General features: G+C 59.7%; 21 protein-coding genes and 1 tRNA gene. 18 read left to right on the plus strand and 4 right to left on the minus strand.

The window, feature by feature from the left end; translation table 11 throughout:
• The first annotated feature begins 34 nt into the window (after window positions 1–34).
• A complete protein-coding gene (locus tag EDY99_RS21820) occupies window positions 35–547 on the plus strand; it encodes a DUF962 domain-containing protein (protein WP_123062063.1) in 513 nt (170 codons plus the stop codon).
• 64 nt (window positions 548–611) lie between these two features.
• Here EDY99_RS21820 and EDY99_RS24705 read toward each other — a convergent pair whose 3' ends face one another.
• Window positions 612–782, minus strand: a complete 171-nt coding sequence (locus EDY99_RS24705; protein ID WP_162837995.1) for a hypothetical protein — start codon at window positions 780–782, stop codon at window positions 612–614.
• Window positions 783–1162: 380 nt separating this feature from the next.
• Complete coding sequence (locus tag EDY99_RS21825; RefSeq protein WP_069100555.1) at window positions 1163–2263, minus strand: alkene reductase; 1101 nt, start codon at window positions 2261–2263, stop codon at window positions 1163–1165.
• 379 nt (window positions 2264–2642) lie between these two features.
• Here EDY99_RS21825 and EDY99_RS21830 point away from each other — a divergent pair, with 379 nt between their 5' ends.
• Entirely contained in the window at window positions 2643–3809 is a 1167-nt protein-coding gene (locus tag EDY99_RS21830) for an MFS transporter (protein WP_060660095.1), read from the plus strand.
• A gap of 32 nt (window positions 3810–3841) precedes the next feature.
• Here the strand turns inward: EDY99_RS21830 and EDY99_RS21835 are convergent, their stop codons facing one another.
• Entirely contained in the window at window positions 3842–4591 is a 750-nt protein-coding gene (locus EDY99_RS21835; RefSeq protein ID WP_033645071.1) for an NAD(P)-dependent oxidoreductase, read from the minus strand.
• 660 nt (window positions 4592–5251) lie between these two features.
• Between EDY99_RS21835 and bglF the strand changes: the two genes are divergently transcribed.
• The 3 genes from bglF (at window position 5252) to EDY99_RS21850 (ending at window position 10056) form a co-directional block, all read left to right on the plus strand.
• Window positions 5252–7117: a PTS beta-glucoside transporter subunit IIABC gene (bglF, locus tag EDY99_RS21840; RefSeq protein ID WP_060660094.1), complete on the plus strand. Its 1866-nt coding sequence runs from the start codon at window positions 5252–5254 to the stop codon at window positions 7115–7117.
• Window positions 7118–7131: 14 nt separating this feature from the next.
• On the plus strand, window positions 7132–8535 hold the full coding sequence (locus EDY99_RS21845; RefSeq protein ID WP_042783423.1) for a glycoside hydrolase family 1 protein: 1404 nt from the start codon (window positions 7132–7134) through the stop codon (window positions 8533–8535).
• A 150-nt stretch (window positions 8536–8685) separates the two neighbouring features.
• Complete coding sequence (locus tag EDY99_RS21850; RefSeq protein WP_370453985.1) at window positions 8686–10056, plus strand: carbohydrate porin; 1371 nt, start codon at window positions 8686–8688, stop codon at window positions 10054–10056.
• Here EDY99_RS21850 and EDY99_RS21855 read toward each other — a convergent pair whose 3' ends face one another.
• On the minus strand, window positions 10057–10656 hold the full coding sequence (locus EDY99_RS21855) for an HD domain-containing protein (RefSeq protein ID WP_033645068.1): 600 nt from the start codon (window positions 10654–10656) through the stop codon (window positions 10057–10059). It abuts the gene before it with no gap.
• 97 nt (window positions 10657–10753) lie between these two features.
• Between EDY99_RS21855 and EDY99_RS21860 the strand changes: the two genes are divergently transcribed.
• The 13 genes from EDY99_RS21860 (at window position 10754) to dppF (ending at window position 26009) form a co-directional block, all read left to right on the plus strand.
• Complete coding sequence (locus tag EDY99_RS21860) at window positions 10754–11218, plus strand: MarR family winged helix-turn-helix transcriptional regulator (protein WP_033645067.1); 465 nt, start codon at window positions 10754–10756, stop codon at window positions 11216–11218.
• A 160-nt stretch (window positions 11219–11378) separates the two neighbouring features.
• Window positions 11379–11804, plus strand: a complete 426-nt coding sequence (locus tag EDY99_RS21865; RefSeq protein ID WP_004934114.1) for an organic hydroperoxide resistance protein — start codon at window positions 11379–11381, stop codon at window positions 11802–11804.
• 226 nt (window positions 11805–12030) lie between these two features.
• A complete protein-coding gene (gene eptB / locus EDY99_RS21870) occupies window positions 12031–13725 on the plus strand; it encodes a kdo(2)-lipid A phosphoethanolamine 7''-transferase (RefSeq protein WP_122016879.1) in 1695 nt (564 codons plus the stop codon).
• Window positions 13726–13844: 119 nt separating this feature from the next.
• A complete protein-coding gene (gene uhpA / locus EDY99_RS21875) occupies window positions 13845–14435 on the plus strand; it encodes a transcriptional regulator UhpA (RefSeq protein WP_033645065.1) in 591 nt (196 codons plus the stop codon).
• Window positions 14432–15976 (plus strand): signal transduction histidine-protein kinase/phosphatase UhpB, encoded by a 1545-nt coding sequence (gene uhpB, locus EDY99_RS21880; RefSeq protein WP_033652277.1) that lies wholly within the window; start codon window positions 14432–14434, stop codon window positions 15974–15976. Before uhpA ends, uhpB begins: the two co-directional genes overlap by 4 nt.
• A gap of 95 nt (window positions 15977–16071) precedes the next feature.
• Window positions 16072–17403 (plus strand): MFS transporter, encoded by a 1332-nt coding sequence (locus tag EDY99_RS21885; protein WP_033645063.1) that lies wholly within the window; start codon window positions 16072–16074, stop codon window positions 17401–17403.
• Between the two features lie 120 nt (window positions 17404–17523).
• A tRNA-Pro gene (locus EDY99_RS21890) sits at window positions 17524–17600 on the plus strand.
• Between the two features lie 424 nt (window positions 17601–18024).
• Window positions 18025–19716, plus strand: a complete 1692-nt coding sequence (locus EDY99_RS21895; RefSeq protein WP_033645062.1) for a glycosyl hydrolase family 18 protein — start codon at window positions 18025–18027, stop codon at window positions 19714–19716.
• Window positions 19717–20317: 601 nt separating this feature from the next.
• Window positions 20318–21925 carry a dipeptide ABC transporter periplasmic-binding protein DppA gene (gene dppA / locus EDY99_RS21900; RefSeq protein WP_042783430.1) on the plus strand — a complete coding sequence of 536 codons (1608 nt, stop codon included), beginning with the start codon at window positions 20318–20320 and terminating at the stop codon, window positions 21923–21925.
• A gap of 168 nt (window positions 21926–22093) precedes the next feature.
• Entirely contained in the window at window positions 22094–23113 is a 1020-nt protein-coding gene (gene dppB, locus EDY99_RS21905; RefSeq protein ID WP_033645060.1) for a dipeptide ABC transporter permease DppB, read from the plus strand.
• An 11-nt stretch (window positions 23114–23124) separates the two neighbouring features.
• Window positions 23125–24027: a dipeptide ABC transporter permease DppC gene (gene dppC, locus EDY99_RS21910; RefSeq protein WP_033645059.1), complete on the plus strand. Its 903-nt coding sequence runs from the start codon at window positions 23125–23127 to the stop codon at window positions 24025–24027.
• 15 nt (window positions 24028–24042) lie between these two features.
• A complete protein-coding gene (dppD, locus tag EDY99_RS21915) occupies window positions 24043–25023 on the plus strand; it encodes a dipeptide ABC transporter ATP-binding protein (RefSeq protein WP_033645058.1) in 981 nt (326 codons plus the stop codon).
• The gene (gene dppF / locus EDY99_RS21920; RefSeq protein WP_015376237.1) at window positions 25020–26009 is read left to right on the plus strand and encodes a dipeptide ABC transporter ATP-binding subunit DppF; all 990 of its coding nucleotides are present in this window, start codon (window positions 25020–25022) and stop codon (window positions 26007–26009) included. Before dppD ends, dppF begins: the two co-directional genes overlap by 4 nt.
• Window positions 26010–26087 lie beyond the last annotated feature (78 nt).

Raw genomic sequence — 26087 nt, forward strand, 5'->3', positions numbered from 1 at the left:
TCGGCGACGAAGGCCGTACATACCGGAGGTCAACATGCGAAGTCTGGAAGATCAACTTGCCGCTTATGCCGCCTATCATCGCGATGCGCGCAATATCGTCACGCACTTTATCGGCATCCCCCTGATCGTCGTCAGCCTGCTGGCGCGGCTCTCCCGGCCGGCATGGGGCGCGGGATGGCTGCCGTTTTCGCCGGCCTGCGCGGTGGTGATCGTGTCGGCTCTCTATTACCTGCGGCTGAGTCTGCGGCTTGGCGTCATGATGTTGGCGTTGCTGCTGCTGTGCCTCGGGGTCGGCGCCTGGGTGGCGTCGCTATCGACGACGGCGTGGCTGAGCGTCGGCATCGGCGGTTTCGTCATCGGCTGGCTGTTTCAGTTTGTCGGACATTTCTGGGAGGGACGAAAACCGGCGTTTATGGACGACGTGACGGGCCTGATCATCGGCCCGCTGTTCGTGCTGGCGGAAGCCTGCTTCCTGGCCGGCGGGCTGCGCGAACTGCAACGGAACATCGAAATGCGATCGGGCAAAGTGCGCAACGGGAGGGTATAAAATAAGGCGTCATAGGATTTTTCTGCGAGGCCCCTTTTGAAAAAAGAGGCCTGAAGACGACGGATTATGCGTATTGGATCAATTTCCAGGTGACCCCTTTGCCGCCATAAGGAGGCATGATATTGCCTTTAGCGATTGGCGCTGTGGTTGAGGGTTTGCCAACCACTTCCCAGACGCCGCTTTCCGGGCATTTCTGTCCTGTCGTGGCTGTAGTGCCAATAGGTGATTTAGACATAAGATCTTTCCTTAATCAATGCAGCGCCACAGTAGCGCTGTTCAGAAAGATATTTACACGTTCGTGTATATATTCAACCCTGTTCGGTCAATACGGACTATGTGTTTAAATCTCCAATTAATATTGTCTTTTCCGTTTTTATTTTCGTTTTTTTCATTGTTTTTGTTTCAAATTATATTGTTTTTATATGCTTTGTTATTTTGTATTCTAATAAGAAATTGCAATGAAAATGTTTAATTTATTATTTTATATTTAAGGTTTTCGATTTTTTTCTTTATCGTGCGGACACTGAAAATCTGGATTATGTCGCTTATTTTTAAGAGCGTTGTTTGCCTGGCCGGCGAAGCCCCCCGCCTCCAAGCTCGGGGGGCTGAATGTATTTACCCGATCGCTGGGTAATCGGTGTAGCCTTCCCGGCTGCCGCCGAAGAATTTCTCTTTGATTGGCGCATTCAGCGCCAGCCCGTGCTGTAGGCGGTGAGGCAGATCCGGGTTGGCGATGAACGGGCGGCCGAAGCCGATCAAGTCTGCCCAACCTTTGGCCAGCGCTTCTTCAGCGCGTTCAGGCGTGTATTTGCCCGAGTAAATCAGCGTGCCGCGGAAAATCAGGCGCAGCGATTCTTTGAACGCCGCCGGCATCACCGGGGCATCATCCCAATCCGCTTCGGCGATGTGAATATAAGCGGCGCCGATATCGTTCAGCACGCTGGCCGCCGCCAGATAGGTGGCTTCCGGGGTATCGTCCTGCGAGCCCATCAGAGTGGTCAGCGGCGCCAGGCGCACGCCCAGTTTCTCTTTGCCGATGGCGTCCGCGACCGCCTGCGCCACCTCCCGCAGGAAACGCAGGCGATTTTGCAGTGAACCGCCGTATTCGTCGTCGCGCTGATTCTCCCGCGAGTCGATAAACTGATTGATCAGATAGCCATTCGCGCCGTGCAGCTCTACGCCGTCGAAACCGGCGGCGATGGCGTTGCGGGCCGCCTGGGCGTAGTCGTTGACGATCGCCGGAATTTCTTCCCGCGTTAAGGCGCGCGGTGCGGAGTGCTGCACCATTTCACCCACGCCATGCTCCGGCCCGCGGCCTTCGACATCCACGAACACCTTGACCCCGTCGGCCTGGATGGCGGAGGAGGAGACCGGCGCGGCGTGGCCAGGCTGTAAAATGGTATGCGACACGCGGCCGACGTGCCAAAGCTGCGCGAAGATCTTGCCGCCGGCATGATGTACGGCGTCGGTGACTTTTTTCCAACCGGCGATGTGTTCCGGGGTGTAAATGCCGGGCGTCCAGGCATAACCCTGGCCCTGCCGGCTGATCTGCGTGCCTTCGCTGACGATCAGCCCGGCGCTGGCGCGCTGGGCATAATATTCAGCCATCATGTCGGTGGCGACGTCGCCGGCGCCGGCACGAGAGCGGGTCATTGGCGGCATGACGATGCGATTGTTCAGCAATAAACCGTTTAAAGAATACGAGTCAAAAAGCATGGCGCTTCCCTCTATGTGAATTAGGTCGTAGGGCATTGATGTTTTACTGAGGCCATTATATTTCGTCGTTTAATTCTAAAAACGCGCACAATAACAAAACACTTTTGCTCTGTGTTCAATAGTCTCGGTAGCCGCCGGTGAGCCGGTATGGCGGGTGGGCCAGGTGGCGAGAATGAACCCGATGTGCGCTCGGGCGACGGCGGCTATTGCTTGCCGGCGCATTGCTGAGATAGAGTCGGCGGCTGTTTTTTCCCACGATTTTTAACAAAATCGCAAAAGTCTTTTAGCCTCCTGCCTGCTTATCTTTGGTGTGATCAATGTCATACTTTTGGCATCTTAACTTTCCCGCGCTTCGGCAGCGGTTAACCGGAGTTGTTGAATGAAAATTAACTTTCCCTTATTAGCCCTGGCGGTGGGGGCGTTCGGCATCGGCACGACCGAGTTTTCCCCGATGGGGTTGCTGCCGACCATCGCCAAAGGGGTGGATGTCTCCATCCCGATGGCCGGCATGTTGATCAGCGCCTACGCCGTTGGCGTAATGGTCGGCGCACCGCTGATGACGTTGCTGCTTTCTCACCGGGCACGCAGAAGCGCGCTGATCTTCCTGATGGCGATCTTTACCCTGGGTAACGTGCTGTCGGCCATTGCGCCTGACTACACCACCCTGATGCTGTCGCGCATTATCACCAGCCTGAACCACGGCGCGTTCTTTGGTCTCGGTTCCGTGGTGGCCGCCAGCGTGGTGCCGAAGGAGAAACAGGCCAGCGCCGTGGCGACCATGTTTATGGGGTTGACCATCGCCAATATCGGCGGGGTGCCCGCTGCGACCTGGCTGGGTGAAACCATCGGCTGGCGCATGTCGTTCCTGGCCACCGCAGGGCTAGGGGTGATCGCCATGCTGGGGCTGTGGTTCTCGTTGCCGAAAGGCAGCGCCGGCGCGCGGCCTGATGTGAAACGCGAGCTGTCGGTGTTGGTACGCCCGCAGGTGCTGTCCGCCTTGCTGACGACCGTGCTGGGCGCGGGCGCGATGTTCACGCTCTATACCTATATCTCGCCGGTGTTGCAGCACATCACCGATGCGACGCCGCTGTTCGTGACGGTCATGCTGGTGTTGATCGGCGTCGGTTTCTCCATCGGCAACTACCTGGGCGGTAAATTCGCCGACCGCTCCGAGAGCGCGACGCTGAAGGGTTTCTTGCTGCTGCTGGTGGTCATTATGCTGGTGATCCCGTTCCTGGCGCGCAGTGAAATCGGCGCCGCGGTCAGCATGGTGATTTGGGGTGCGGCGACCTTTGCCGTGGTGCCGCCGCTGCAGATGCGCGTGATGCGTGTCGCCAGCGAAGCGCCGGGCCTGTCGTCCTCGGTCAACATCGGCGCCTTTAACCTGGGCAATGCGCTGGGCGCCGCCGCCGGTGGCGCGGTAGTCTCCGCCGGGCTGGGATACAGCTTCGTGCCGGTGATGGGGGCTATTATTGCCGGATTGGCGCTGTTGCTGGTGCTGTTCACCCACCGTCAGGCCGAAAAAGTGGCCTACGCCAACGGGTAAACGATAATGTGCGGCGGGGTTCCCCGCCGCGCTCACTCAAAGCCGAGCTGGCTGAACGCATCGTCCTGCGGGGCGTAGCCGAGCAGGCGACGGGTCTCTTCCAGCGACAAACGCGTATAGCGGTTATTGGAAACCCCGTGCACCACCGCATATTGCACCCCTTCGACACGAATACAGCGATCCAGCAGATCGGCGGCGTCGCGATGGCTGAGAAAAGCGCTCATGTCGCGGGCGCTAAGCTGTTCGCCCCGGCTTAGAGTGGTGAAGTTGGCGATGCGTACCGACAGGGCGGAAAGCCCCTCCTGATGGGCGAAATAGGCGGCGATGCCTTCGCCGAACGCCTTGCTGGCGCCGTACAGATTTTTCGGCTTCGGCGCGTCATCTGGGCGGATTTGATAATCGAGCGGGTAGCCTTCCACCGCCTGCGCGCTGCTGGCGAACACTACCCGGCGGCAGCCGGCGTCTTTCGCCGCGCGGAAGATATTGAAGGTGCCGAGAATGTTGTTGTCCATCAGCGAACCGCAAAAATCGGCGTCGGGAGCCGGATCGGCGGCCAGGTGCAACACGGTGTCGATATTGGCGCAGGCCTCACGGCAGGCGTCGAGATCGGCGATGTTGAAGCTGATGACCTCATCGCCGGGCCGGCGATCGCGCAACAGAGCGAGATCTCGTTCCGCCAGCCGCAATGCATAGCGATCGCCCACTGCCTGGCGAAACGCGGTGGCGACTCGGCCGCCGGCGCCGGTAATCAAAATCCGTCCTACATCAGTACGCAACACCATGGTGACTGTCATCCCTACTCTCGATTAAGCGTTGACCAGTAATAATCCCCCGTGTGATTTTTGTCTAGTTGTTTTAATTAGTTATTCTGATGTTTATTTGCCGTATTCAATTGCGCACGGTGATTTTTACGCGGGTGAATATCGTGGAATGATAACAATATTCGATGAGGTTTGGCGATGTATTTGCCTTAATGGCTGCGAATATTGCCAGAAAAGCCGATTGGCCGCTGGAAAATGCGTGTTTCGCTTTAGCTTGATAGTGAATTATTAGGTTAGTTAATCTTATGTTTTTTTGACGTGAGGCCGGGCGATACTCTCTCATCCCTCTCTATCGCTCGCGCGATATATCATCGGCGCAGTGATCCCGGTAGAGGGCGGCATGCATTATTTCGCGCATTGAGGCCGTTTTGCCTTTGCGATCACAGTTCGGCAATTTGCCGTCGCAAAGCCTTGCTCCGCTAAAATCTGCGGTGTTAACGTCATAACTCAACCGATTTAGGGTTGTTACTGCTGCGGCAGGCAAAACCTAAACCTCGCGTTTCTGTTCCCCGATGGGGCAGAGGCCGCGAGGTTTAGGTTTTTTTTTGCGCCGAATTTCGCTCCTGCGCCAGGCCAGCGCAAATGCGGGATCGGCAGAACGCGAAGTCTAAGGATAACCGTATGAAATATGACACATTAGCCAGTGAGATTTTGGCCGGCGTCGGTGGCCGCGACAATGTGAAAAGCCTGGTGCATTGCGCCACCCGCCTGCGTTTCAAGCTGCGTGACGACCGCCGCGCCAACGCGGCAGCGCTGAAGAAAAACCCGGGCGTCATCATGGTGGTGGAGAGCGGTGGCCAGTTTCAGGTGGTGGTGGGCAACCACGTGGCCGAGGTGTTCGATGCGGTCAACCGGGTCGGCGGGTTGGCCGAAGGCGCGTCGAGCGGCGGCGATGCGGACGGTAAAAAAGACAATCTGCTCAGCCGCTTTATCGACGTGGTTTCCGGCATCTTCACCCCATTGCTCGGGGTGATGGCTGCCTCGGGGGTGTTGAAGGGATTGCTGGCGCTGAGCCTGGCCTGCGGCTGGCTGCTGGAAAGCAGCGGCGCCTTTAAAATGTTGTTCGCCGCCAGCGACGCATTGTTCTATTTCTTCCCGATCATGCTCGGCTACACCGCCGGGAAAAAATTCGGCGGCAACCCGTTCGTCACCATGGCGATCGGCGGCGCGTTGACGCATCCGCTGATGATGGCGGCGTTTGAGGCGGCGCAACAGCCGGGCGCGGTGCGCGAATATTTCTTCGGCATTCCGCTGACTTTTATCAACTACAGCTCGTCGGTGATCCCCATCATCTTTGCGGCCTGGGTATCCTGCCGTCTGGAGCCGCTGTTTAACCGGGTGATCCACAGCGCGCTGCGCAATTTCATCACGCCGCTGCTGTGTCTGGCGATCACCGTGCCCTTGACCTTCCTGCTGATCGGCCCGGCGGCGACCTGGCTCAGCCATCTGCTGGCCAACGGCTATCAGGCCATTTACGCCTTCAACCCGATCATCGCCGGCGCTTTCATGGGGGCGATGTGGCAGGTGTGCGTGATCTTCGGCCTGCATTGGGGGCTGGTGCCGTTGATGATCAACAACCTGAGCGTGCTGGGGCGCGACACCATGGTGCCGCTGCTGCTGCCGGCGGTGATGGGGCAGGTCGGTGCCACGCTGGGCGTGATGCTGCGCACCCGCGACGCCAAGCTGCGGGCGCTGTCCGGTTCGGCCATCGGCGCGGGGATTTTCGGCATCACCGAACCGGCGGTGTACGGCGTCACCCTGCCGAACAAGCGTCCGTTCATCTTCGGCTGCATCGGCGGCGCGCTGGGCGGGGCGGTGATCGGTTACTTCCATACCTCGGTCTACTCGTTCGGCCTGGTGAACGTGTTCACCTTCGCGCAAATCATTCCCAACGGCGGCATCGACGCCACGGTGTGGGGCGCGATCGGCGGCACTCTGCTGTCGTTTGTGTTCGCCGCGCTGGCCAGCTACCTGTTCGGCGTCGCGCCGGCGGAAGAGACGGCGCCGCCTGAAGCCGCCGCGCCGCTTAACCGCAAGCAGGCCATTCTCAGCCCGATCGCCGGCGACATCGTGCCGCTGGAACAGGTGAACGACGCGACCTTCGCCAGCGGCCTGCTGGGGAAAGGGGTGGCGATCGCGCCGCAGCAGGGGCGAGTGGTGGCGCCGGTGAGCGGCAGCGTGGCGTCGCTGTTCAAAACCAAACACGCCATCGGCATCGAATCGGACGACGGCGCGGAGATTCTCATCCATGTCGGCATCGATACCGTGAAGCTCGACGGGGCGCATTTCACCGCCCACGTGCGGGAAGGCGAGCGGATCGCGCCGGGCGATCTGCTGATCGAGTTCGACCAGGCGGCGATCCATGCCGCCGGCTATGACACCACCACGCCGATCATCATCAGCAACAGCGATGACTACGTGGACGTGTTGACCAGCGGCCTGTCTCCGGTGCAGGAACAGGCGCCGCTGCTGACTTTATTACGTTAATTGAGGAGCAAGCGATGAACGGCAAGTTTCCGCAACATTTTCTGTGGGGCGGCGCGGTAGCGGCGAACCAGGTAGAAGGCGCGTATCAGGCCGACGGCAAGGGGCTGTCGACCTCCGATCTGCAGCCGCAGGGCATCTTCGGCGCCATCACGCCGCGCACGGCGGGCGACAGCGGCATCAAGGACGTGGCGATCGATTTCTATCATCGTTACCCGGAGGATATCGCGCTGTTCGCCGAGATGGGTTTCAAGTGCCTGCGCACCTCGATCGCCTGGACGCGCATTTTCCCGCAGGGCGATGAAGAGACCCCGAACGAAGCCGGGCTGGCGTTTTACGATCGGCTGTTCGATGAGATGGCGAAATACGGCATTCAGCCGCTGATCACGCTGTCGCACTATGAGATGCCTTACGGTCTGGTGAAGCGCTACGGCGGCTGGGGCGATCGCCGCACCATCGATTTCTTCGAGCGCTATGCGCGCACCGTGTTCGAACGCTATAAGCACAAGGTTAAATACTGGCTGACCTTCAATGAGATCAACATGTCGCTGCACGCGCCCTTCACCGGGGTTGGCCTGCCGCAAGAGAGCGACAAGAGCGCCGTCTATCAGGCGATCCACCATCAGCTGGTGGCCAGCGCCAGAGCGGTGAAGGCCTGTCACGAGATCGTGCCGGAGGGGCAAATCGGCAACATGCTGCTGGGCGGCATTCTGTATCCGCTGAGCTGCAAGCCGGAAGATCTGCTGGAAACCCAGCGGCAAAACCGCGACTGGCTGTTCTTCGGCGATGTGCAGGCGCGCGGCTATTACCCGGCCTACATGCAGCGCTTCTTCCGTGAAAACGGCATTCAGGTGGCGATCACCGAGGAAGATCGGCAAACGCTGCGCGAAACCATCGACTTCATCTCGTTCAGCTACTACATGAGCGGCTGCGTTACCGCCGACCCGGAGCAGTATGAAACGGCGCGCGGCAACATTCTCGATATGGTGCCGAACCCGCACCTGGCCAGTTCGGAGTGGGGGTGGCAAATCGACCCGATCGGGCTGCGCTACCTGCTCAACGTGCTGTACGACCGCTATCAGAAGCCGTTGTTCATCGTCGAGAACGGGCTGGGCGCCAAAGACCGCGTCGAGGCCGACGGCAGCATCAACGACGACTACCGCATCAACTACCTCAATGACCACCTGGTGCAGGTGGCCGAGGCGATCGACGACGGCGTCGAGGTGATGGGCTACACCAGCTGGGGGCCGATCGATCTGGTCAGCGCCTCGAAGGCCGAAATGTCGAAGCGCTACGGCTTCATTCACGTCGACAGAGACGATGCCGGCAACGGTAGCCTCGAGCGCCGCCGCAAGAAGAGTTTCTACTGGTATCGCGATGTGATCCACAGCAACGGCGCCAGCCTGAAAGACCGGCGCTAACCCTTCAGCCCGGCGGCAAACGCCGGGCGTTAACTAACCTTATTCGCTGCTGTTCATGATGGGAAATTCTCTCCCAGGGAATGCTGTTGCCCGCAGTCAGCCGTTATGCGGAGAAATATAATAATGATGAAAAGCTTATTACCTCGTTCCATGACCCTGGCGGCGCTGGCGCTGCTCTGTAGCCAGGCGCAGGCGGAAACGCTGCAAACCGGCAAGGACGTTGAAGCTCCCACCGCCAAATGGGAAGGGGTGGCGCTCGGCTTTGAACCGCCGCAGCCTGGGCTGTTGGGGGATATGCTGGGGATCAGGCCGATCCTGGAGGATCACGGTTTCCACTATAATCTCGGCTACCTCAGCCAGCTGTCGTATAACGCCGGCGGCGGTTACAACCACGATAAACAGGCGTCGTACATCGACCAATTTTCGCTGACCTTCAGCCAGGATCTGCAGGCGCTGACCGGCATTCCGGATGCGGCGATCGAAGGCAATATCGTCAACCGCAACCATGACAACAACCTGACCCGCGATCGGCTGCAGGATCCGCGCGTCGGCCTGACCGATCTGTCGCAGGAGAGCTTTGGCGGGCAGTCGATCACCCGGCTGGGCTGGTTGACCTTCAGCCGTTCCTTCCTCGACAGCCGGCTGCAATGGCGTATCGGCATGATGAACAAGGTGCAGGATTTCGATCAGATCATCCCCTGCGATTTTCAGACGCTGACGCTGTGCGGCGGCAAGTCCGCCAACTCGTTGACCTGGTACAACTGGAACGTGCATTACTGGGGCACCACGCTGCAATACAAGCTGACCGACGGCCTGACGCTCAAGGGCGGCGTGATGGAGCAGAACCCGAGCGCCCCCAGCCGCAGCCACGCCTGGAGTTGGTCCACCAAGGGCAGCAAAGGCTTCCTGCTGCCGATGGAGGTGGAGCTGAAAACCCACGCCGTCAACCAGCTGCCGGGGGTGTATAACCTGGGCGTGCTGTTCACCAACGCGCGCCAGAGCGATCTTTATGAAGGGGTATCCGGCGGGCCGGGCGCCAGCGATCCGCAGGGCTATCGCAGCCACGATCGCACCTGGTTCCTGTATACCGGTTTCAACCAGCAGGTGACGCGCCATGCGGATGACGTCAACCGTGGCCTGAGCGTGTTCTACAGCCTGGGGCTGGGGGATCAGCGCAGCAACTACCTGCACTGGTCCACTTCGACCGGCATCCGCTATCGCGGGCTGTTCGATGCGCGGCCGGACGACTGGTTGGGGCTGGGCGTTTCGGTGGTGAAACTGAGCGATCGCTATAAAGACAATCAGCGTTACCTCAACGAGATGAGCGGCATCAGCGATTATCACGATCCGAACTACCGGCCGGTGCCGGGCCACTCGGTGACGGCGGAGCTGTACTACCGCGTTAACGTCACGCCGTGGCTGCAGCTGCAGCCGGGCCTGCAATACTGGCATCATCCGGCGGGCGTCAGCGAAACGCAGGACGCCTGGGTGACGGCGTTGAAAACGGTGGTGACCTTCTGATCAGGCCGCGTCGTTCTCGCGGTAGCGCCGGCGTGCGTGCTCAAACCAGCTGGCCGGCACGTTGTGCGGCGGCTGCTGTAATCTGAGCAGCCCCTGTTCGACGATATGGCTGGCCTGGCGCCACAGCGTCGGGTCGCCTTCGGTCAGCACTTCCAGCAGGCGCTGTTTCTCGATCAGATAGGTTTGGGCGAAGTGGCTGTCGTAGTCCAGCAGCGAGCGGGTGTTGTCGATCAGATCCGCCAGTTTGATGGTTTTGGCCTGCGGCGATGCGCTGGCGCTGTGGCGCCGATCGCGGTTTTTACGCTCGAAGCGGTTGCCGTCCTCGGCGTGGCTGACGTTGGTTAACATCCGCACCAGCTCCGCTACCTGCGGCCCAAAGTGGCTTTCGATATCGCCGAGGGTGGTGGGCGTGTCTTCCACCGTGTCATGCAGCCAGGCGGCCGCCAGCATCTCTTCGGTGTGCGGCACGCTGCGTACCAGCTCCATGACCGCCTGCGGGTGGACGATGTACGGATCGTTGGTGTATTTGCGGCGCTGATCGATGGCCGCATGCGCCTTGGTGGCGTAGCGGCGCGCGCGTTCTGCAAGCGTATTCGTCATTTCCTTTCCCTCCCGGCATCCTCTGCATGAAAAAAATGTAGCATACCTCACAAGAAATAGCTTGCGATTACATCGTGCGCTATCTATATTCACTCACATGAAAAGCACCGATACCGAACAACCCAACGCGAAGAACCTGCTGCTGCTCGATCAGCAGCTCTGTTTCGCGCTGTACTCCGCCAACCTGGCGCTGCACAAAGTCTACCGCAAGCTGTTGAATCAGCTCGAGCTCACCTACCCGCAGTATCTGGTGATGATGGTGCTGTGGGAACGCGATCGGGTGACGGTATCGGATATCGGCGAGCGGCTGTTCCTCGATTCCGCCACGCTGACGCCGCTGCTGAAACGGCTGGAAACCGCCGGTTTGCTGGTGCGCTATCGCGCCACTACCGACGAGCGCCAGGTGATCATCGCGCTCACCGAAGCCGGCCGCGCGCTGCGTGAACGGGCGCAGTCGGTGCCCGAGGCGGTGATGTGCGCCACCGACTGCAGCCTGGACGAGATCGTCTCGCTCAAACAGCAGCTGGAAAAGCTGCGCGGCAGCCTGATCGATCAGATTTGACCCACCGACGCCGGACGCAAGAACGGCAGGGGTGGTCTACACTGGTTAATAAGCGTCAAAAATAAGTAGTGCACGATTTAATCGTAAAAGATATATATGTGACCGGCTACCCCTCGCGGGGGCCGTTGTCATCTCGCCAACCAGCAAGAAGGAATGAACGATGTCTATTGAGAAAGTGGTTTACCGCGCTCACGCCACCGCAACCGGCGGCCGCGACGGCCGTGCAACCTCCTCCGACGGCGTGTTGGACGTGAAACTGGGCGTACCGAAAGAGATGGGCGGCGCCGGCGGCGAAGTCACCAACCCCGAGCAGCTGTTCGCCGCCGGTTACTCGGCCTGTTTCCTCGGCGCGTTGAAGTTTGTCGCGGCGAAAGAAAAGGTCAAAATCCCGGCCGAAGCGAAGATCGACGGCACCGTCGGCATCGGTGAAATCCCGAACGGCTTCGGCATCGAAGTGCAGCTGGATATTTCGCTGCCGGGCATCGAGCGCAGCGTGGCGGAAGATCTGGTGAAAAAGGCGCACGTGGTGTGCCCGTATTCCAACGCCACCCGCGGCAATATCGACGTTACGCTGAACGTTAAGTAAGTTTTTTGCCGACATCATGGAAAAAATGGAGGGTTTATCCCTCCATTTTCTTTGATATCCCGTCTGAAAAGTGCTCAAAAAAGCGGTAAATTTTGCCCGTTTTGTGAGAATTCTCTTGATTATTACTCGCAAAATAACGCTTATTGCCGGTTGGCTGAACCAGAAGCCGCAATCAGTGTCTGACTGAGTCAGAACCGCTACACCGTCCCCGGAGCCACCGCGTTACATGAACAAAGTTAAATCGCTATCACAGCAGAATTTATCGTTATTGTTAGCGATCTATATCGGCATCTTTCTAAACCTGTCCGTTTTTTATCGCCGTTTTGATTCGCTGGCGCACGGCATTCAGGGAATTAAGCTTATTTCGGCGGTGACGGAAGTCATCGCTATCGTCCTGTTCACGTTCTTCATCATGCGGCTGGTGTCGCTCGGCGGCCGGCTGTTTTATCGCATCGTCGCCTCGCTGCTGGTGCTGATCTCGGTTGCCGCCAGCTACTACATGACGTTTTTCAACGTGGTGATCGGCTACGGCATCGTGGTGTCGGTGATGACCACCGATATCGATCTGTCGAAAGAGGTGGTCGGCCTGCATTTCGTGCTGTGGATGGTGGCGCTCAGCGCCTTGCCGCTGCTGCTGATCTGGAAAAACAGCCTGCGCTTCACCCTGATCGAACAGCTGAAAACCCCCGGTCACCGCATCAAACCGCTGCTGGTGTTGTTGGCGGTAGTAGCGTTGGTCTGGCTGCCGCTGCGCATGCTGGACGACGAGCAAAGCGTGCAGGAGAAGCTCGCCAACGTCGATCTGCCGAGCTACGGCGGCGTGGTGGCGCACTCGTACCTGCCGTCTAACTGGCTGTCGGCGCTGGGGCTGTTCGCCTATACCCGCTATGACGAAAGTCAGGATCAGAGCACGCTGTTCGATCCGGGCAAACACTTTACCTATGTGCCGCCGGCGGACATCGACGATACCTACGTGGTGTTCATCATCGGCGAGACCACGCGCTGGGATCACATGGGCATGCTGGGCTACGAGCGCGATACTACGCCGCGCCTGTCGAAAGAGAAGAATCTGGTGGCGTTCCGCGGCGAGTCGTGCGACACCGCCACCAAGCTGTCGCTGCGCTGCATGTTCGTGCGCGAAGGCGGCACCGAGGACAACCCGCAACGCACGCTGAAAGAGCAAAACGTGTTCGCGGTGATGAAGGAACTGGGCTTCTCTTCCGAGCTGTTCGCCATGCAGAGTGAGGTGTGGTTCTACAACAACACCGAGGTGAACAACTATTCGTTCCGCGAGATGATCGCGTCCGAGAAGCGCAACGACGGCAAGGCGGTCGACGATATGCTGCTGGTGGACGAAATGAAGGAGTCGCTGGCGCGTTATCCGAAGGGCAAACACCTGGTGATCCTGCATACCAAAGGCTCGCACTACCTGTACTCGCAGCGTTATCCGCGCAGCTATGCGCGCTATCAGCCGGAGTGCATGGGGGTGGATGACTCCTGCACCAAGGCGCAGCTGATCAACGCCTTCGACAATACGGTGCTGTATACCGACAGCTTTATCAGTAATGTGATCGACCAGGTGCGGGACAAGAAGGCCATCGTGTTCTATGCCGCCGATCACGGCGAGTCGATCGGCGAGAATACGCACCTGCACGGCACGCCGCGCGAAATGGCGCCGCCGGAACAATTCCGCGTGCCGATGATGGTGTGGGCGTCGGACAAGTTCCTCGAGAACCCGCAGCACCTCAGCGCCTTTGAGCAACTGCAGGCGCAGCAACGCATCGGCAGAACGCATCGCCACGTCGAGCTGTTCGACACCATCCTCGGTTGCCTCGGCTACACCTCGCCGAACGGCGGCATCGTGGATAAAAACAACTGGTGCCATCTCCCGCAGAATAAAACGGCGCCTTCCAGCCTGTAATCCCTCCCGCCGGGTGCCTTGCGCACCCGGTAATTTCCGCCAATACATTCTCTTCATCAATTATTCCGGTGTGTGCATACGGTATACTTGCGCACTTCCCCTTCTAACCGGAGATTTCCATGACCCTGCGCGTGGCGTTTATCGACGATCATGACATTGTGCGTTCGGGCTTTGTGCAGCTGCTGTCGCTGGAGGCCGATATTCAGGTAGTGGGCGAGTTCAGCAGCGCGGCGCAGGCGCGCGCCGGCCTGCCGGGGCTGGAGGCGGAAATCTGCATTTGCGACATTTCGATGCCCGACGGCAGCGGGTTGGATCTGCTGGCGGACATTCCCTCCGGCATCCGCGTGGTGATGCTGTCGATGCACGATAATCCGGCGCTGGTGGAAATGGCGCTGGAACGCGGCGCCAGCGGCTTTCTCTCCAAGCGCTGCAAGCCGGAAGATCTGATCACCGCCGTGCGCACCGTCGCCGGCGGCGGCGTCTATCTGATGCCGGAAATCGCCCAGCAGCTGGCGCGGGTGAAGGTGGATCCGTTGACCCGCCGCGAGCGCGAGATCGCGCTATTGCTGGCGCAGGGCCAGGAGGTGCGCGAGATCGCCGCCGCGCTGGGGCTGTCGCCGAAGACGGTGCATGTGCATCGCGCCAACCTGTTCGCCAAGCTGGGCATCACCAATAACGTTGAGCTGGCCAGACGGATGCTGAACCTGTGACGCAGCGTCTGATCACCCAGCTGGCGCTGTTCTTCATTTATGCCGCCAGCGCATTTTGCCTGTGGGGCATTGGCACCGCGCTGATCGACCCGCCCTGGCAGGCGCTGTTGCTGTTCCCGTTCGGCCTGCGCATGGGCATTTTGCTGCAGAGCCCGTACCGTTTCTGGCCGGGGATCCTGCTGGCCGACCTGCTGCTGATGGCGCTGCTGGCGGACCAGTACGGCTACGGCCCGGCGCTGTGGGCGTCGGTGGCGGTGCTGGTGCTGACGGTGCTGCTCAGCCTGTTGGCCTCGCCGTGGCTGCTGCGCCATCAGCAGAGCGACAGCGAATGGCGCTGGCCGCTGTTGCAGGGCGCGGTGGTCGCCGCCGCCGCTTTGCTGCAGGCGCTTGTGTGGCAGCTGGTGAGCGGCGAAGGCGCCCGCGCGCTGCTGCTCGGCCTGACCGGCGGTTTCACCATCGCGCCGACCTGCCTGCTGTTGTGGCACTATCTGGCGCGCCAAATCTGGGTGCCGCTGGAGCCGGGGCTGATCCACAAGCCGGTGGAGCTGCGCCTGGGCCACCTGGCCAGCTATCTGCTGCTGTTTGCATTCAGCATCTGGCTGCAGCAGCAGGTTAACGCCGCCGAGCTGCGCCGCTTTGCGCCTTTCTGCCTGGCGATCCCGATCGTGTTCATGTCTTACCGTTATGGCTGGCAGGGCGCGCTGTTGGCGACGCTGCTCAACGGCGTGGCGTTGATGGTCAACGAGCCGCCGCAGCCCGAGTCGCACCGCGACTTGCTGTTGTCGCTGCTGGCCCAGAGCCTGACCGGGCTGCTGCTGGGCGCCGGTATTCAGCGCCAGCGCGAACTGAATCAGCAGCTGCGGCTGCGGCTGGCGGAGAACCGGCAGCTGGCCCGGGCGCTGGTGACGGCGGAGGAACAAACCCGGCGCGAGGTGGCGCGCGAGCTGCACGATGAAGTGGGGCAGACCATCACCGTGATCCGCACACAGGCCAGCATCGTTAAACGCCTGGCGCCGGAGCCGGCGGTGATCGGCTGCGCCGACACCATCGATGCGTTAGCGCTGCGGGTCTACGATGGGGTGCACGATGTGCTGACCCAGCTGTGGCCGGCGGCGCTGAACAACCTGCCGCTGTCGGCGGCGGTGGCGGCGATGCTGCGGGAGTCGCTGCCGCAGGACGCCTCGTTGGTGAGCAGCATGCAGTGGCAGGTGCCGGACGAACTGCTGGATGAAACGCTGAAAATCACGCTGTACCGGGTGTGCCAGGAAGGGGTGACCAATGTGTGCCGCCACGCCGGCGCCAGCCGCCTGGAATTGGACGCGCGTCTGCAGCCGCGCAAAGGCGCCGCGCCGCAGATTGCCCTGACCATCCGCGATAACGGCGTGGGCTTCGATGCGGACCACCATCAGCCGGGGTACGGCCTGCGCGGCATGCAGGAGCGCATCAGCGCTCTCGGCGGCAGCCTGCGGCTCACCTCTGAGCGGGGCGCCTGTTTGAGTGTGATCTTGCCCACAGTTTCACCGGCGCAAGCGCAAAACTAGGAAAAACTCCTAACCGCGTCGGGAATCCGGCGTAAGCCTCCCGCGCGCGCGGGGAGCATCATAGCGGCACTTTATTCAATCCTCTGAGGTTCCACATGTGGTCTTTCCTTAAAAGCCGCCCGGATGCGCCGCAGGTCACCGATCAACGGCAGATCGACGCCAGCTACAAATACTGGCGCATCCAGCTGATGTGCACCATGTACATCGGCTACGCCGCGTTTTACTTCACGCGCAAAAGCTTCAACTTTATCATGCCGGCGATGCTGAGCGATCTGGGCCTGACGATGTCCGACGTCGGCATCCTCGGCACGCTGTTCTACATCACCTACGGCTGCTCGAAATTCATTTCCGGCATGATCAGCGATCGTTCCAACCCGCGTTACTTTATGGGGCTGGGCCTGATCATGACCGGGGTGCTGAATATCTTCTTCGGCCTCAGTTCTTCGCTGCTGATGCTCGGCACGCTGTGGATCCTCAATGCCTTCTTCCAGGGCTGGGGCTGGCCGCCGTGCTCCAAAATCCTCACCAGCTGGTATTCGCGCTCCGAGCGCGGCAGCTGGTGGGCGATTTGGAACACTTCGCACAACGTCGGCGGCGCGCTGATCCCGCTGCTGGTGGGCTTTATCTCGCTGCACTTCAGCTGGCGTTACGGCATGATCATTCCCGGCATCATCGGCGTGGTGCTCGGCCTGCTGATGTGCTGGCGCCTGCGCGACAAGCCATCCACCCTGGGGCTGCCGAGCGTCGGCAAATGGCGCAACGACGCCATGGAGCTGGTGCAGGAATCGGAAGGCCAGGGGCTGAGCAACCGCGAGATCATCAAGCGCTACGTGTTGACCAACAAGTACATCTGGCTGCTGGCGGTCTCTTACGTGCTGGTGTACATCGTGCGCACCGCGATCAACGACTGGGGCAACCTCTACCTGACGCAGGAAAAGGGCTATTCGCTGATGACCGCCAACTCGGCCATTTCGCTGTTTGAAGTGGGCGGCTTTATCGGTTCGCTGGTGGCCGGTTGGGGTTCCGACAAGCTGTTCCGCGGCAACCGCGGCCCGATGAACCTGATCTTCGCCATCGGCATCTTCCTGTCGGTGGCGGCGCTGTGGCTGATGCCGGGCGTCACCTACCTGCTGCAGGCCTGCTGCTTCTTCGCCATCGGCTTCTTCATCTTCGGCCCGCAGATGCTGATCGGCATGGCGGCGGCGGAGTGCTCGCATAAAGATGCGGCGGGCGCGGCGACCGGTTTCGTCGGCCTGTTCGCCTACCTGGGCGCGGCGCTGTCCGGCTACCCGATCGCGCGGGTGATGGAAATCTGGCACTGGAACGGTTTCTTTGTGGTGATTTCCATCGCCGCCTGCCTGTCGGCGCTGTTCCTGCTGCCGTTCCTGCGTGCGCAGACGCCGGTGCTGAAAACCGCCAAAGCCTGAGTAAAATGCGCTGCGCAACCCCCGGCGCAGCGCATTATGGCGCTTTTATCACCACTTGAAATGCAGGGGAAAAAAAGTGATTGACGCCTATAACCGCCAGCAGTAAGATGCGCCCCGCATCGGCGAGTAGCGCAGCTTGGTAGCGCAACTGGTTTGGGACCAGTGGGTCGGAGGTTCGAATCCTCTCTCGCCGACCACCATTCGAAAAACCTGCTTTTAAAGCAGGTTTTTTTTCGCCTGCGGTTTATGAGGATGAGCACCTCCTGCGATACGACCGGCTTCGCTTTATGGCACGTGTCAATCCGCCATCCTCATGAAATATATTTATCCTTTACGCTTAATTAATTCAAACTCCTTATTCCAGTTAGGTTCTTTTTCTCATATTTAAATAAATTCACGCTTGCTGAATAAAACCCAGTTGATAGCGCTCTTGTTTTCAGGCCTTTTTTATTTATAGTCTGAATGTACGCGGCGGGAATGATTTTTCCGTTACGTGTAAAAACGCTGTTTTTATTTATTGACTTTAATCTTCGTGGATTATTGCGGAATTTTTTCGCTTCGGCAATGCGTAGCGACGATTAACTCTTTTATGTTTATCCTCTCGGAATAAAGGAATCAGTTATGCGCAAATTTAATAAACCGCTGTTGGCGCTGTTGATCGGCAGCACGCTGTGTTCCGCGGCGCAGGCCGCCGCGCCGGGCAAGCCGACCATCGCCTGGGGCAACACCAAGTTCGCCATCGTTGAAGTTGACCAGGCGGCTACCGCTTATAATAATTTGGTGAAGGTAAAAAATGCCGCCGATGTTTCCGTCTCCTGGAATTTATGGAATGGCGACGCGGGCACGACGGCCAAGATTTTATTAAATGGCAAAGAGGCGTGGAGCGGCCCTTCAACCGGTTCTTCCGGTACGGCGAATTTTAAAGTCAATAAAGGCGGCCGTTATCAAATGCAGGTGGCATTGTGCAATGCCGACGGCTGCACCGCCAGCGACGCCACTGAAATTGTGGTGGCCGACACCGACGGCAGCCATTTGGCGCCGTTGAAAGAGCCGCTGCTGGAAAAAAATAAACCGTATAAACAGAACTCCGGCAAAGTGGTCGGTTCTTATTTCGTCGAGTGGGGCGTTTACGGGCGCAATTTCACCGTCGACAAGATCCCGGCGCAGAACCTGACTCACCTGCTGTACGGCTTTATCCCGATCTGCGGCGGCAACGGCATCAACGACAGCCTGAAAGAGATTGAAGGCAGCTTCCAGGCGCTGCAGCGCTCCTGCCAGGGCCGCGAGGATTTCAAAGTCTCCATCCACGATCCGTTCGCCGCGCTGCAAAAAGCGCAGAAGGGCGTCACCGCCTGGGATGACCCCTACAAGGGCAACTTTGGCCAGCTGATGGCGCTGAAGCAGGCGCGTCCCGATCTGAAAATCCTGCCGTCGATCGGCGGCTGGACGCTGTCCGACCCGTTCTTCTTCATGGGCGACAAGGTGAAGCGCGATCGCTTCGTCGGCTCGGTGAAAGAGTTCCTGCAGACCTGGAAGTTCTTCGACGGCGTGGATATCGACTGGGAATTCCCGGGCGGCAAAGGCGCCAACCCGAATCTGGGCAGCCCTCAGGACGGGGAAACTTATGTGCTGCTGATGAAAGAACTGCGGGCGATGCTGGATCAGCTGTCGGCGGAAACCGGCCGCAAGTATGAGCTGACCTCCGCCATCAGCGCCGGCAAGGACAAGATCGACAAGGTGGCATACAACGTCGCGCAGAACTCGATGGATCACATCTTCCTGATGAGCTACGACTTCTACGGCGCCTTCGATCTGAAAAACCTGGGGCATCAGACCGCGCTGAATGCGCCGGCCTGGAAACCGGACACCGCCTACACCACGGTAAACGGCGTGAATGCGCTGCTGGCGCAGGGCGTCAAGCCGGGCAAGATCGTGGTCGGCACCGCCATGTATGGCCGCGGTTGGACCGGGGTGAACGGCTACCAGAACAACATTCCGTTCACCGGCACCGCCACCGGGCCGGTCAAAGGCACCTGGGAGAACGGCATCGTGGACTACCGCCAGATCGCCAGCCAGTTCATGAGCGGCGAGTGGCAGTACACCTACGACGCCACGGCGGAAGCGCCTTACGTGTTCAAACCTTCCACCGGCGATCTGATCACCTTTGACGATGCCCGCTCGGTGCAGGCCAAAGGCAAGTACGTGTTGGATAAGCAGCTGGGCGGCCTGTTCTCCTGGGAGATCGACGCGGACAACGGCGATATTCTCAACAGCATGAACGCCAGCCTGGGCAACAGCGCCGGCGTTCAATAATCGGTTGCAGTGCGTTGCCGGGGGATATCCTTTCGCCCCCGGCTTTTTCGCCGCCGAAAGTTTTTTTACGCCGCACAGATTGTGGGCCTGCCCGGCGAAAAATGCGCTCATCGGACTCACCCTTTTGGGTAATCCTTCAGCATTTCCTTCTGTCTTTAACGGCGATCACAAAAATAACCGTTCAGATATTCATCGTTCAGCAACAAAGTTTTGGGGTTTTTTAGCGGAGTTTAAAACCAGTAAATTTATCAGGGTCAGACCAATGCGCTAAAAATGACCGCTTAGCATAAATTTTCATGCTGGAACTGTTAACAAAAGGTTTTTTTTATGTTTGTTTGCTGTTTCTCACAGTCTGCGTAAATCCCCACTGGTTATATTGACGACACCCCAAACAGTTGGCAACTTGATAGCCTCAGGGGTAAGAGCGAGAGTTGTTTGAGTGAATTCCACGCGCTCAGACGTCCCCGTCGCGATGCGTTCCATCCGGCATCCTCTCATCGTACGCCTTCTGCCTTCGGGCGCTGACCGCACAGGCCACGCAATAAAAAATACAGGTCTGGCGGCAATTACACACATCACATCACACAATGGAGCACTAACGATGACACGTTCCTTGGGTAAATCGGGGGTTCTGAAATTCGGCATTGGGCTGATCGCGCTGACCGTGGCGGCCAGCGTACAGGCCAAGACGTTGGTTTACTGTTCTGAAGGTTCCCCGGAAGGGTTCAACCCGCAGCTGTTCACCTCCGGCACCACCTACGACGCCAGTTCGGTACCGATCTACAACCGCCTGGTCGAATTCAAAGTCGGCACCACCGAACTGCAGCCGGGCCTGGCTGAGAAGTGGGACGTCAGCGAAGACGGCAAAACCTATACCTTCCACCTGCGCAAAGGCGTGAAGTGGCAGAGCAGCAAAGATTTCAAACCGACGCGCGACTTCAACGCCGACGACGTGGTGTTCTCCTTCGAACGCCAGTTGGATGCCAATAACGCCTACCACAAAGTGTCCGGCGGCAGTTACGAATACTTTGAAGGCATGGACATGCCGAAGCTGATCGCCAAGATCGAAAAAGTAGACGACAACACCGTGCGTTTCGTGCTGAACCGCCCGGAGGCGCCGTTCCTGGCTGACCTGGGCATGGACTTCGCGTCCATCCTGTCCGCCGAATACGCTGACGTCATGATGAAAGCCGGTACGCCGGAAAAAGTCGACCTGAACCCGATCGGCACCGGCCCGTTCCAGCTGCTGCAATACCAGAAAGACTCCAAAATCCTGTACAAGGCGTTCGACGGTTTCTGGGGCACCAAGCCGAAGATCGATCGCCTGGTGTTCTCCATCACGCCTGACGCTTCCGTGCGTTACGCCAAGCTGCAGAAAAACGAATGCCAGGTGATGCCGTTCCCGAACCCGGCCGATATCGCCCGCATGAAGCAGGACAAATCCATCAACCTGATGGAGCAGCCGGGGCTGAACGTGGGTTACCTGTCGTTCAACACCGAGAAAAAACCGCTGGATAACGTGAAGGTGCGTCAGGCGTTGACCATGGCGGTCAACAAGCAGGCGATCATCGACGCGGTTTATCAGGGCGCGGGCCAGGCGGCCAAGAACCTGATCCCGCCGACCATGTGGGGCTATAACGACGCGGTGCAGGATTACGCTTACGATCCGGCCAAGGCAAAAGAACTGCTGAAAGAAGCGGGCATGGCCGACGGTTTCAGCATCGACCTGTGGGCGATGCCGGTACAGCGTCCTTACAACCCGAACGCGCGCCGCATGGCGGAAATGATCCAGGCCGACTGGGCCAAGATCGGCGTGAAAGCCAAAATCGTGACCTATGAGTGGGGTGAATACCTCAAGCGCGCCAAAGCGGGCGAGCACCAAACGGTGATGATGGGCTGGACCGGCGACAACGGGGATCCGGACAACTTCTTCGCCACGCTGTTCAGCTGCGCGGCGGCGAAAGACGGCTCCAACTACTCCCGCTGGTGCTACAAGCCGTTTGAAGATCTGATTCAACCGGCGCGCGCCGAGTCCAACCACGACAAACGCATCGAACTGTACAAGCAGGCGCAGGTGGTGATGCACGATCAGGCTCCGGCGCTGATCGTCGCGCACTCCACCGTGTATGAGCCTGTGCGTAAGGAAGTGAAGGGCTACGTCGTGGATCCGCTCGGCAAGCATCACTTCGAGAATGTCTCTGTAGACTGATTCCGACCTAAACCGGAGATGCACGAATGGACTTGCAGGGGCGCAACAGGTTTGCGCCTCTGCTGACCAGTCTCCGGCGTATGGCCGTTGGATCGTTCAAAGGCATGTGAGCGTTAATAAGCCTGGCGGACGATGAGCTGCCGGGCATTGATACAGAGAGTTCGGGATATGTTGCAGTTCATACTCCGACGTTTGGGGTTAGTTATCCCAACGTTTATCGGCATTACATTGCTGACTTTTGCATTCGTCCATATGATCCCCGGCGACCCGGTGACCATCATGGCCGGGGAACGCGGTATCTCCGCCGAGCGCCACGCGCAGCTGATGGCGGAAATGGGGCTGGACAAGCCGCTCTATCAACAATATTTCTCCTACGTGTCCAACGTGCTGCACGGCGATCTGGGCACCTCACTCAAAAGCCGCATCTCCGTCTGGAGCGAGTTCGTTCCGCGCTTTCAGGCCACGCTGGAGCTGGGCCTGTGCGCGATGATCTTCGCGGTGCTGGTGGGCATCCCGGTCGGGGTGCTGGCGGCGGTCAAACGCGGCTCGGTCTTCGACCATACCGCGGTGGGCATCTCGCTGACCGGCTATTCGATGCCGATTTTCTGGTGGGGCATGATGCTGATCATGCTGGTGTCGGTGCAGCTTAACCTGACGCCGGTGTCGGGGCGCATCAGCGACACGGTATTCCTCGACGACAGCCACCCGCTGACCGGCTTCATGCTGATAGACACCCTGATCTGGGGCGAACCGGGCGACTTTATCGATGCGGTGATGCACATGATCCTGCCGGCCATCGTGCTGGGCACCATCCCGCTGGCGGTGATCGTGCGCATGACCCGCTCCTCGATGCTGGAGGTGTTGGGCGAAGACTATATCCGCACCGCGCGCGCCAAGGGCGTGAGCCGCATGCGGGTGATCGTCGTTCACGCGCTGCGCAACGCGCTGCTGCCGGTGGTGACGGTGATCGGGCTGCAGGTCGGCACCATGCTGGCCGGCGCCATTCTGACCGAAACCATCTTCTCCTGGCCGGGTCTGGGCCGCTGGCTGATCGATGCGCTGCAGCGCCGTGATTACCCGGTAGTGCAGGGCGGGGTGTTGCTGGTCGCCTGTATGATCATTCTGGTTAACCTGCTGGTAGACGTGCTCTACGGCGTGGTCAACCCGCGTATTCGCCACAAGAAATAAGGGGCGCTCTCATGTCTCAAATCACTGAGTCTGCAGTTAAAGGTGCGCCGAAGCCGATGACCCCGTTTCAGGAGTTCTGGCACTATTTCAAGCGCAATAAAGGGGCCGTGGTCGGCCTGGTGTATATCGTTTTGATGCTGGTGATCGCGCTCGGCGCCGGGGTGCTGGCGCCGCATGCGCCGGCGGACCAGTTCCGCGACGCGCTGCTCAAGCCGCCGGTGTGGCAGGAGGGCGGCAGTTGGCAATACATCCTGGGCACCGACGACGTGGGCCGCGACGTGCTGTCGCGCCTGATGTACGGCGCGCGCCTGTCGCTGCTGGTCGGTTGTCTGGTGGTAGTGTTGTCGCTGGTCATGGGCGTGGTGTTCGGCCTGCTGGCCGGCTACTTCGGCGGCGCGGTGGACGCGGTGATCATGCGCGTCGTCGACATCATGCTGGCCCTGCCGAGCCTGCTGCTGGCGCTGGTGCTGGTGGCGGTATTCGGACCGTCGATCGTCAACGCCTCGCTGGCGCTCACCTTCGTCGCCTTGCCGCACTATGTGCGTCTGACGCGCGCGGCGGTGCTGGCGGAGGTGAACCGCGATTACGTCACCGCTTCGCGGGTGGCGGGCGCCGGCGCGCTGCGTCAGATGTTCGTCAATATTCTGCCTAACTGCCTGGCGCCCTTGATCGTTCAGGCTTCTCTCGGTTTCTCGAACGCCATTCTCGACATGGCCGCTCTCGGCTTTCTGGGCATGGGCGCGCAACCGCCGACGCCGGAGTGGGGCACCATGCTCTCCGACGTGTTGCAGTTCGCGCAAAGCGCCTGGTGGGTAGTGACCTTCCCCGGCCTGGCGATCCTGCTGACGGTGCTGGCATTCAACCTGATGGGGGACGGTTTGCGTGACGCTCTCGACCCCAAACTCAAGCAGTAACAGAGGACGAGAGAGATGGCGTTATTGAATGTAGACAAGCTTTCGGTGCACTTCGGTGACGAAGGCACCCCGTTCCGCGCGGTAGACCGCATCAGTTACAGCGTGGATCAAGGTCAGGTGGTCGGCATCGTCGGCGAATCCGGCTCCGGCAAATCCGTCAGTTCGCTGGCGATCATGGGCCTGATCGATTTTCCCGGCAAAGTGATGGCCGACAAGCTGGAGTTCAACGGCCAGGACTTGCGCAAGATCTCCGAAAAAGAGCGCCGCCAGCTGGTGGGCTCCGAAGTGGCGATGATCTTCCAGGATCCGATGACCAGCCTGAACCCGTGCTACACCGTCGGTTATCAGATTATGGAGGCGCTGAAGGTGCATCAGGGCGGCAACCGCCGCACTCGCCGCCAGCGCGCTATCGACCTGCTGACGCAGGTGGGGATTCCCGATCCGGCCTCGCGGCTGGACGTGTACCCGCACCAGCTTTCCGGCGGCATGAGCCAGCGCGTGATGATCGCCATGGCTATCGCCTGTCGGCCGAAGCTGCTGATCGCCGATGAGCCGACGACCGCGCTCGACGTGACCATCCAGGCGCAGATCATCGAACTGCTGCTGGATCTGCAGCAGCGCGAGAACATGGCGCTGTTGCTCATCACCCACGATCTGGCGCTGGTGGCGGAAGCGGCGCATCACATTATCGTGATGTACGCCGGCCAGGTGGTGGAATCCGGCAAAGCGGCGGAGATTTTCCGCGCGCCGCGCCACCCGTACACCCAGGCGCTGCTGCGCGCGCTGCCGGAGTTCGCCGCCGACAAGGCGCGGCTGGCTTCGCTGCCGGGCGTGGTGCCGGGCAAATACGATCGCCCGACCGGCTGCCTGCTCAATCCGCGTTGTCCGTACGCCAACGAGCGCTGCCGTAACGAGGAGCCGGAACTGCGCAGCATTCCCGGCCGTCAGGTTAAATGTCACACACCGCTGGATGATGCGGGGAGGCCGACCGTATGAGCCAGAATCAACCTTTACTGCAGGCGATCGACCTGAAAAAGCATTACCCGGTGAAAAAGGGCCTGTTCGCGCCGGAGCGGCTGGTCAAGGCGCTGGACGGCGTGTCGTTCACTCTGGAGCGCGGTAAAACGCTGGCGGTAGTCGGTGAGTCGGGCTGCGGCAAATCCACGCTCGGCCGCCTGCTGACGATGATCGAAGTGCCGACCGGCGGCGAGCTGTACTACCAGGGACAGGATCTGCTGAAGCCGGACGTTTCCGCCGAGAAATTGCGGCGCCAGAAGATCCAAATCGTGTTCCAGAATCCTTACGGATCGCTCAACCCGCGCAAGAAGGTCGGGCAGATCCTCGAGGAGCCGCTGTTGATCAACACCTCGCTCAGCGCCGCTGAACGGCGGGAAAAAGCGCTGGAGATGATGGCGAAGGTCGGCCTGAAGACCGAGCATTACGATCGCTATCCGCACATGTTCTCCGGCGGCCAGCGTCAGCGTATCGCCATCGCCCGCGGGCTGATGTTGAATCCGGACGTGGTGATCGCCGATGAGCCGGTGTCGGCGTTGGACGTATCGGTGCGCGCGCAGGTGCTGAACCTGATGATGGATCTGCAGCAGGAGCTGGGGCTGTCCTACGTGTTCATCTCGCACGATCTGTCGGTGGTGGAACACATCGCCGATGAAGTGATGGTGATGTACCTGGGCCGCTGCGTGGAAAAGGGCAGCAAAGAGGCGATCTTCAACAACCCGCGCCATCCATACACCCAGGCGCTGCTGTCGGCGACGCCGCGGTTGAACCCGGATATGCGCCGCGAGCGCATCAAGCTGACCGGCGAACTGCCCAGCCCGATGAACCCGCCGCCGGGCTGCGCATTCAATGCCCGCTGCCGCCGCGCCTTCGGCACCTGCGTACAGCTGCAGCCGCAGCTGAAGCAGTACGGTGAGCAGATGGTGGCCTGTTTTGCGGTCGATCAGGACGAACATCCGGGGGCGTAAAGCGTCGGATTTCACCGCATAAACCCACGCCGGCTTAACGCCGGCGTTTTTTATTATTTAATCAATCAGTTAATCGAA

The organism is Serratia sp. LS-1 (genome assembly GCF_003719595.1).
Taxonomy (GTDB): Bacteria; Pseudomonadota; Gammaproteobacteria; order Enterobacterales; family Enterobacteriaceae; genus Serratia; species Serratia ureilytica.

Bases quoted from the DNA above. Each gene is read 5' to 3' on its own strand.
- EDY99_RS21820 (WP_123062063.1), top strand. From the start codon at position 35: ATGCGAAGTCTGGAAGATCAACTTGCCGCTTATGCCGCCTATCATCGC.
- EDY99_RS24705 (WP_162837995.1), bottom strand. From the start codon at position 782: ATGTCTAAATCACCTATTGGCACTACAGCCACGACAGGACAGAAATGC.
- EDY99_RS21825 (WP_069100555.1), bottom strand. From the start codon at position 2,263: ATGCTTTTTGACTCGTATTCTTTAAACGGTTTATTGCTGAACAATCGC.
- EDY99_RS21830 (WP_060660095.1), top strand. From the start codon at position 2,643: ATGAAAATTAACTTTCCCTTATTAGCCCTGGCGGTGGGGGCGTTCGGC.
- EDY99_RS21835 (WP_033645071.1), bottom strand. From the start codon at position 4,591: ATGGTGTTGCGTACTGATGTAGGACGGATTTTGATTACCGGCGCCGGC.
- bglF (WP_060660094.1), top strand. From the start codon at position 5,252: ATGAAATATGACACATTAGCCAGTGAGATTTTGGCCGGCGTCGGTGGC.
- EDY99_RS21845 (WP_042783423.1), top strand. From the start codon at position 7,132: ATGAACGGCAAGTTTCCGCAACATTTTCTGTGGGGCGGCGCGGTAGCG.
- EDY99_RS21850 (WP_370453985.1), top strand. From the start codon at position 8,686: ATGACCCTGGCGGCGCTGGCGCTGCTCTGTAGCCAGGCGCAGGCGGAA.
- EDY99_RS21855 (WP_033645068.1), bottom strand. From the start codon at position 10,656: ATGACGAATACGCTTGCAGAACGCGCGCGCCGCTACGCCACCAAGGCG.
- EDY99_RS21860 (WP_033645067.1), top strand. From the start codon at position 10,754: ATGAAAAGCACCGATACCGAACAACCCAACGCGAAGAACCTGCTGCTG.
- EDY99_RS21865 (WP_004934114.1), top strand. From the start codon at position 11,379: ATGTCTATTGAGAAAGTGGTTTACCGCGCTCACGCCACCGCAACCGGC.
- eptB (WP_122016879.1), top strand. From the start codon at position 12,031: ATGAACAAAGTTAAATCGCTATCACAGCAGAATTTATCGTTATTGTTA.
- uhpA (WP_033645065.1), top strand. From the start codon at position 13,845: ATGACCCTGCGCGTGGCGTTTATCGACGATCATGACATTGTGCGTTCG.
- EDY99_RS21885 (WP_033645063.1), top strand. From the start codon at position 16,072: ATGTGGTCTTTCCTTAAAAGCCGCCCGGATGCGCCGCAGGTCACCGAT.
- EDY99_RS21895 (WP_033645062.1), top strand. From the start codon at position 18,025: ATGCGCAAATTTAATAAACCGCTGTTGGCGCTGTTGATCGGCAGCACG.
- dppA (WP_042783430.1), top strand. From the start codon at position 20,318: ATGACACGTTCCTTGGGTAAATCGGGGGTTCTGAAATTCGGCATTGGG.
- dppB (WP_033645060.1), top strand. From the start codon at position 22,094: ATGTTGCAGTTCATACTCCGACGTTTGGGGTTAGTTATCCCAACGTTT.
- dppC (WP_033645059.1), top strand. From the start codon at position 23,125: ATGTCTCAAATCACTGAGTCTGCAGTTAAAGGTGCGCCGAAGCCGATG.
- dppD (WP_033645058.1), top strand. From the start codon at position 24,043: ATGGCGTTATTGAATGTAGACAAGCTTTCGGTGCACTTCGGTGACGAA.
- dppF (WP_015376237.1), top strand. From the start codon at position 25,020: ATGAGCCAGAATCAACCTTTACTGCAGGCGATCGACCTGAAAAAGCAT.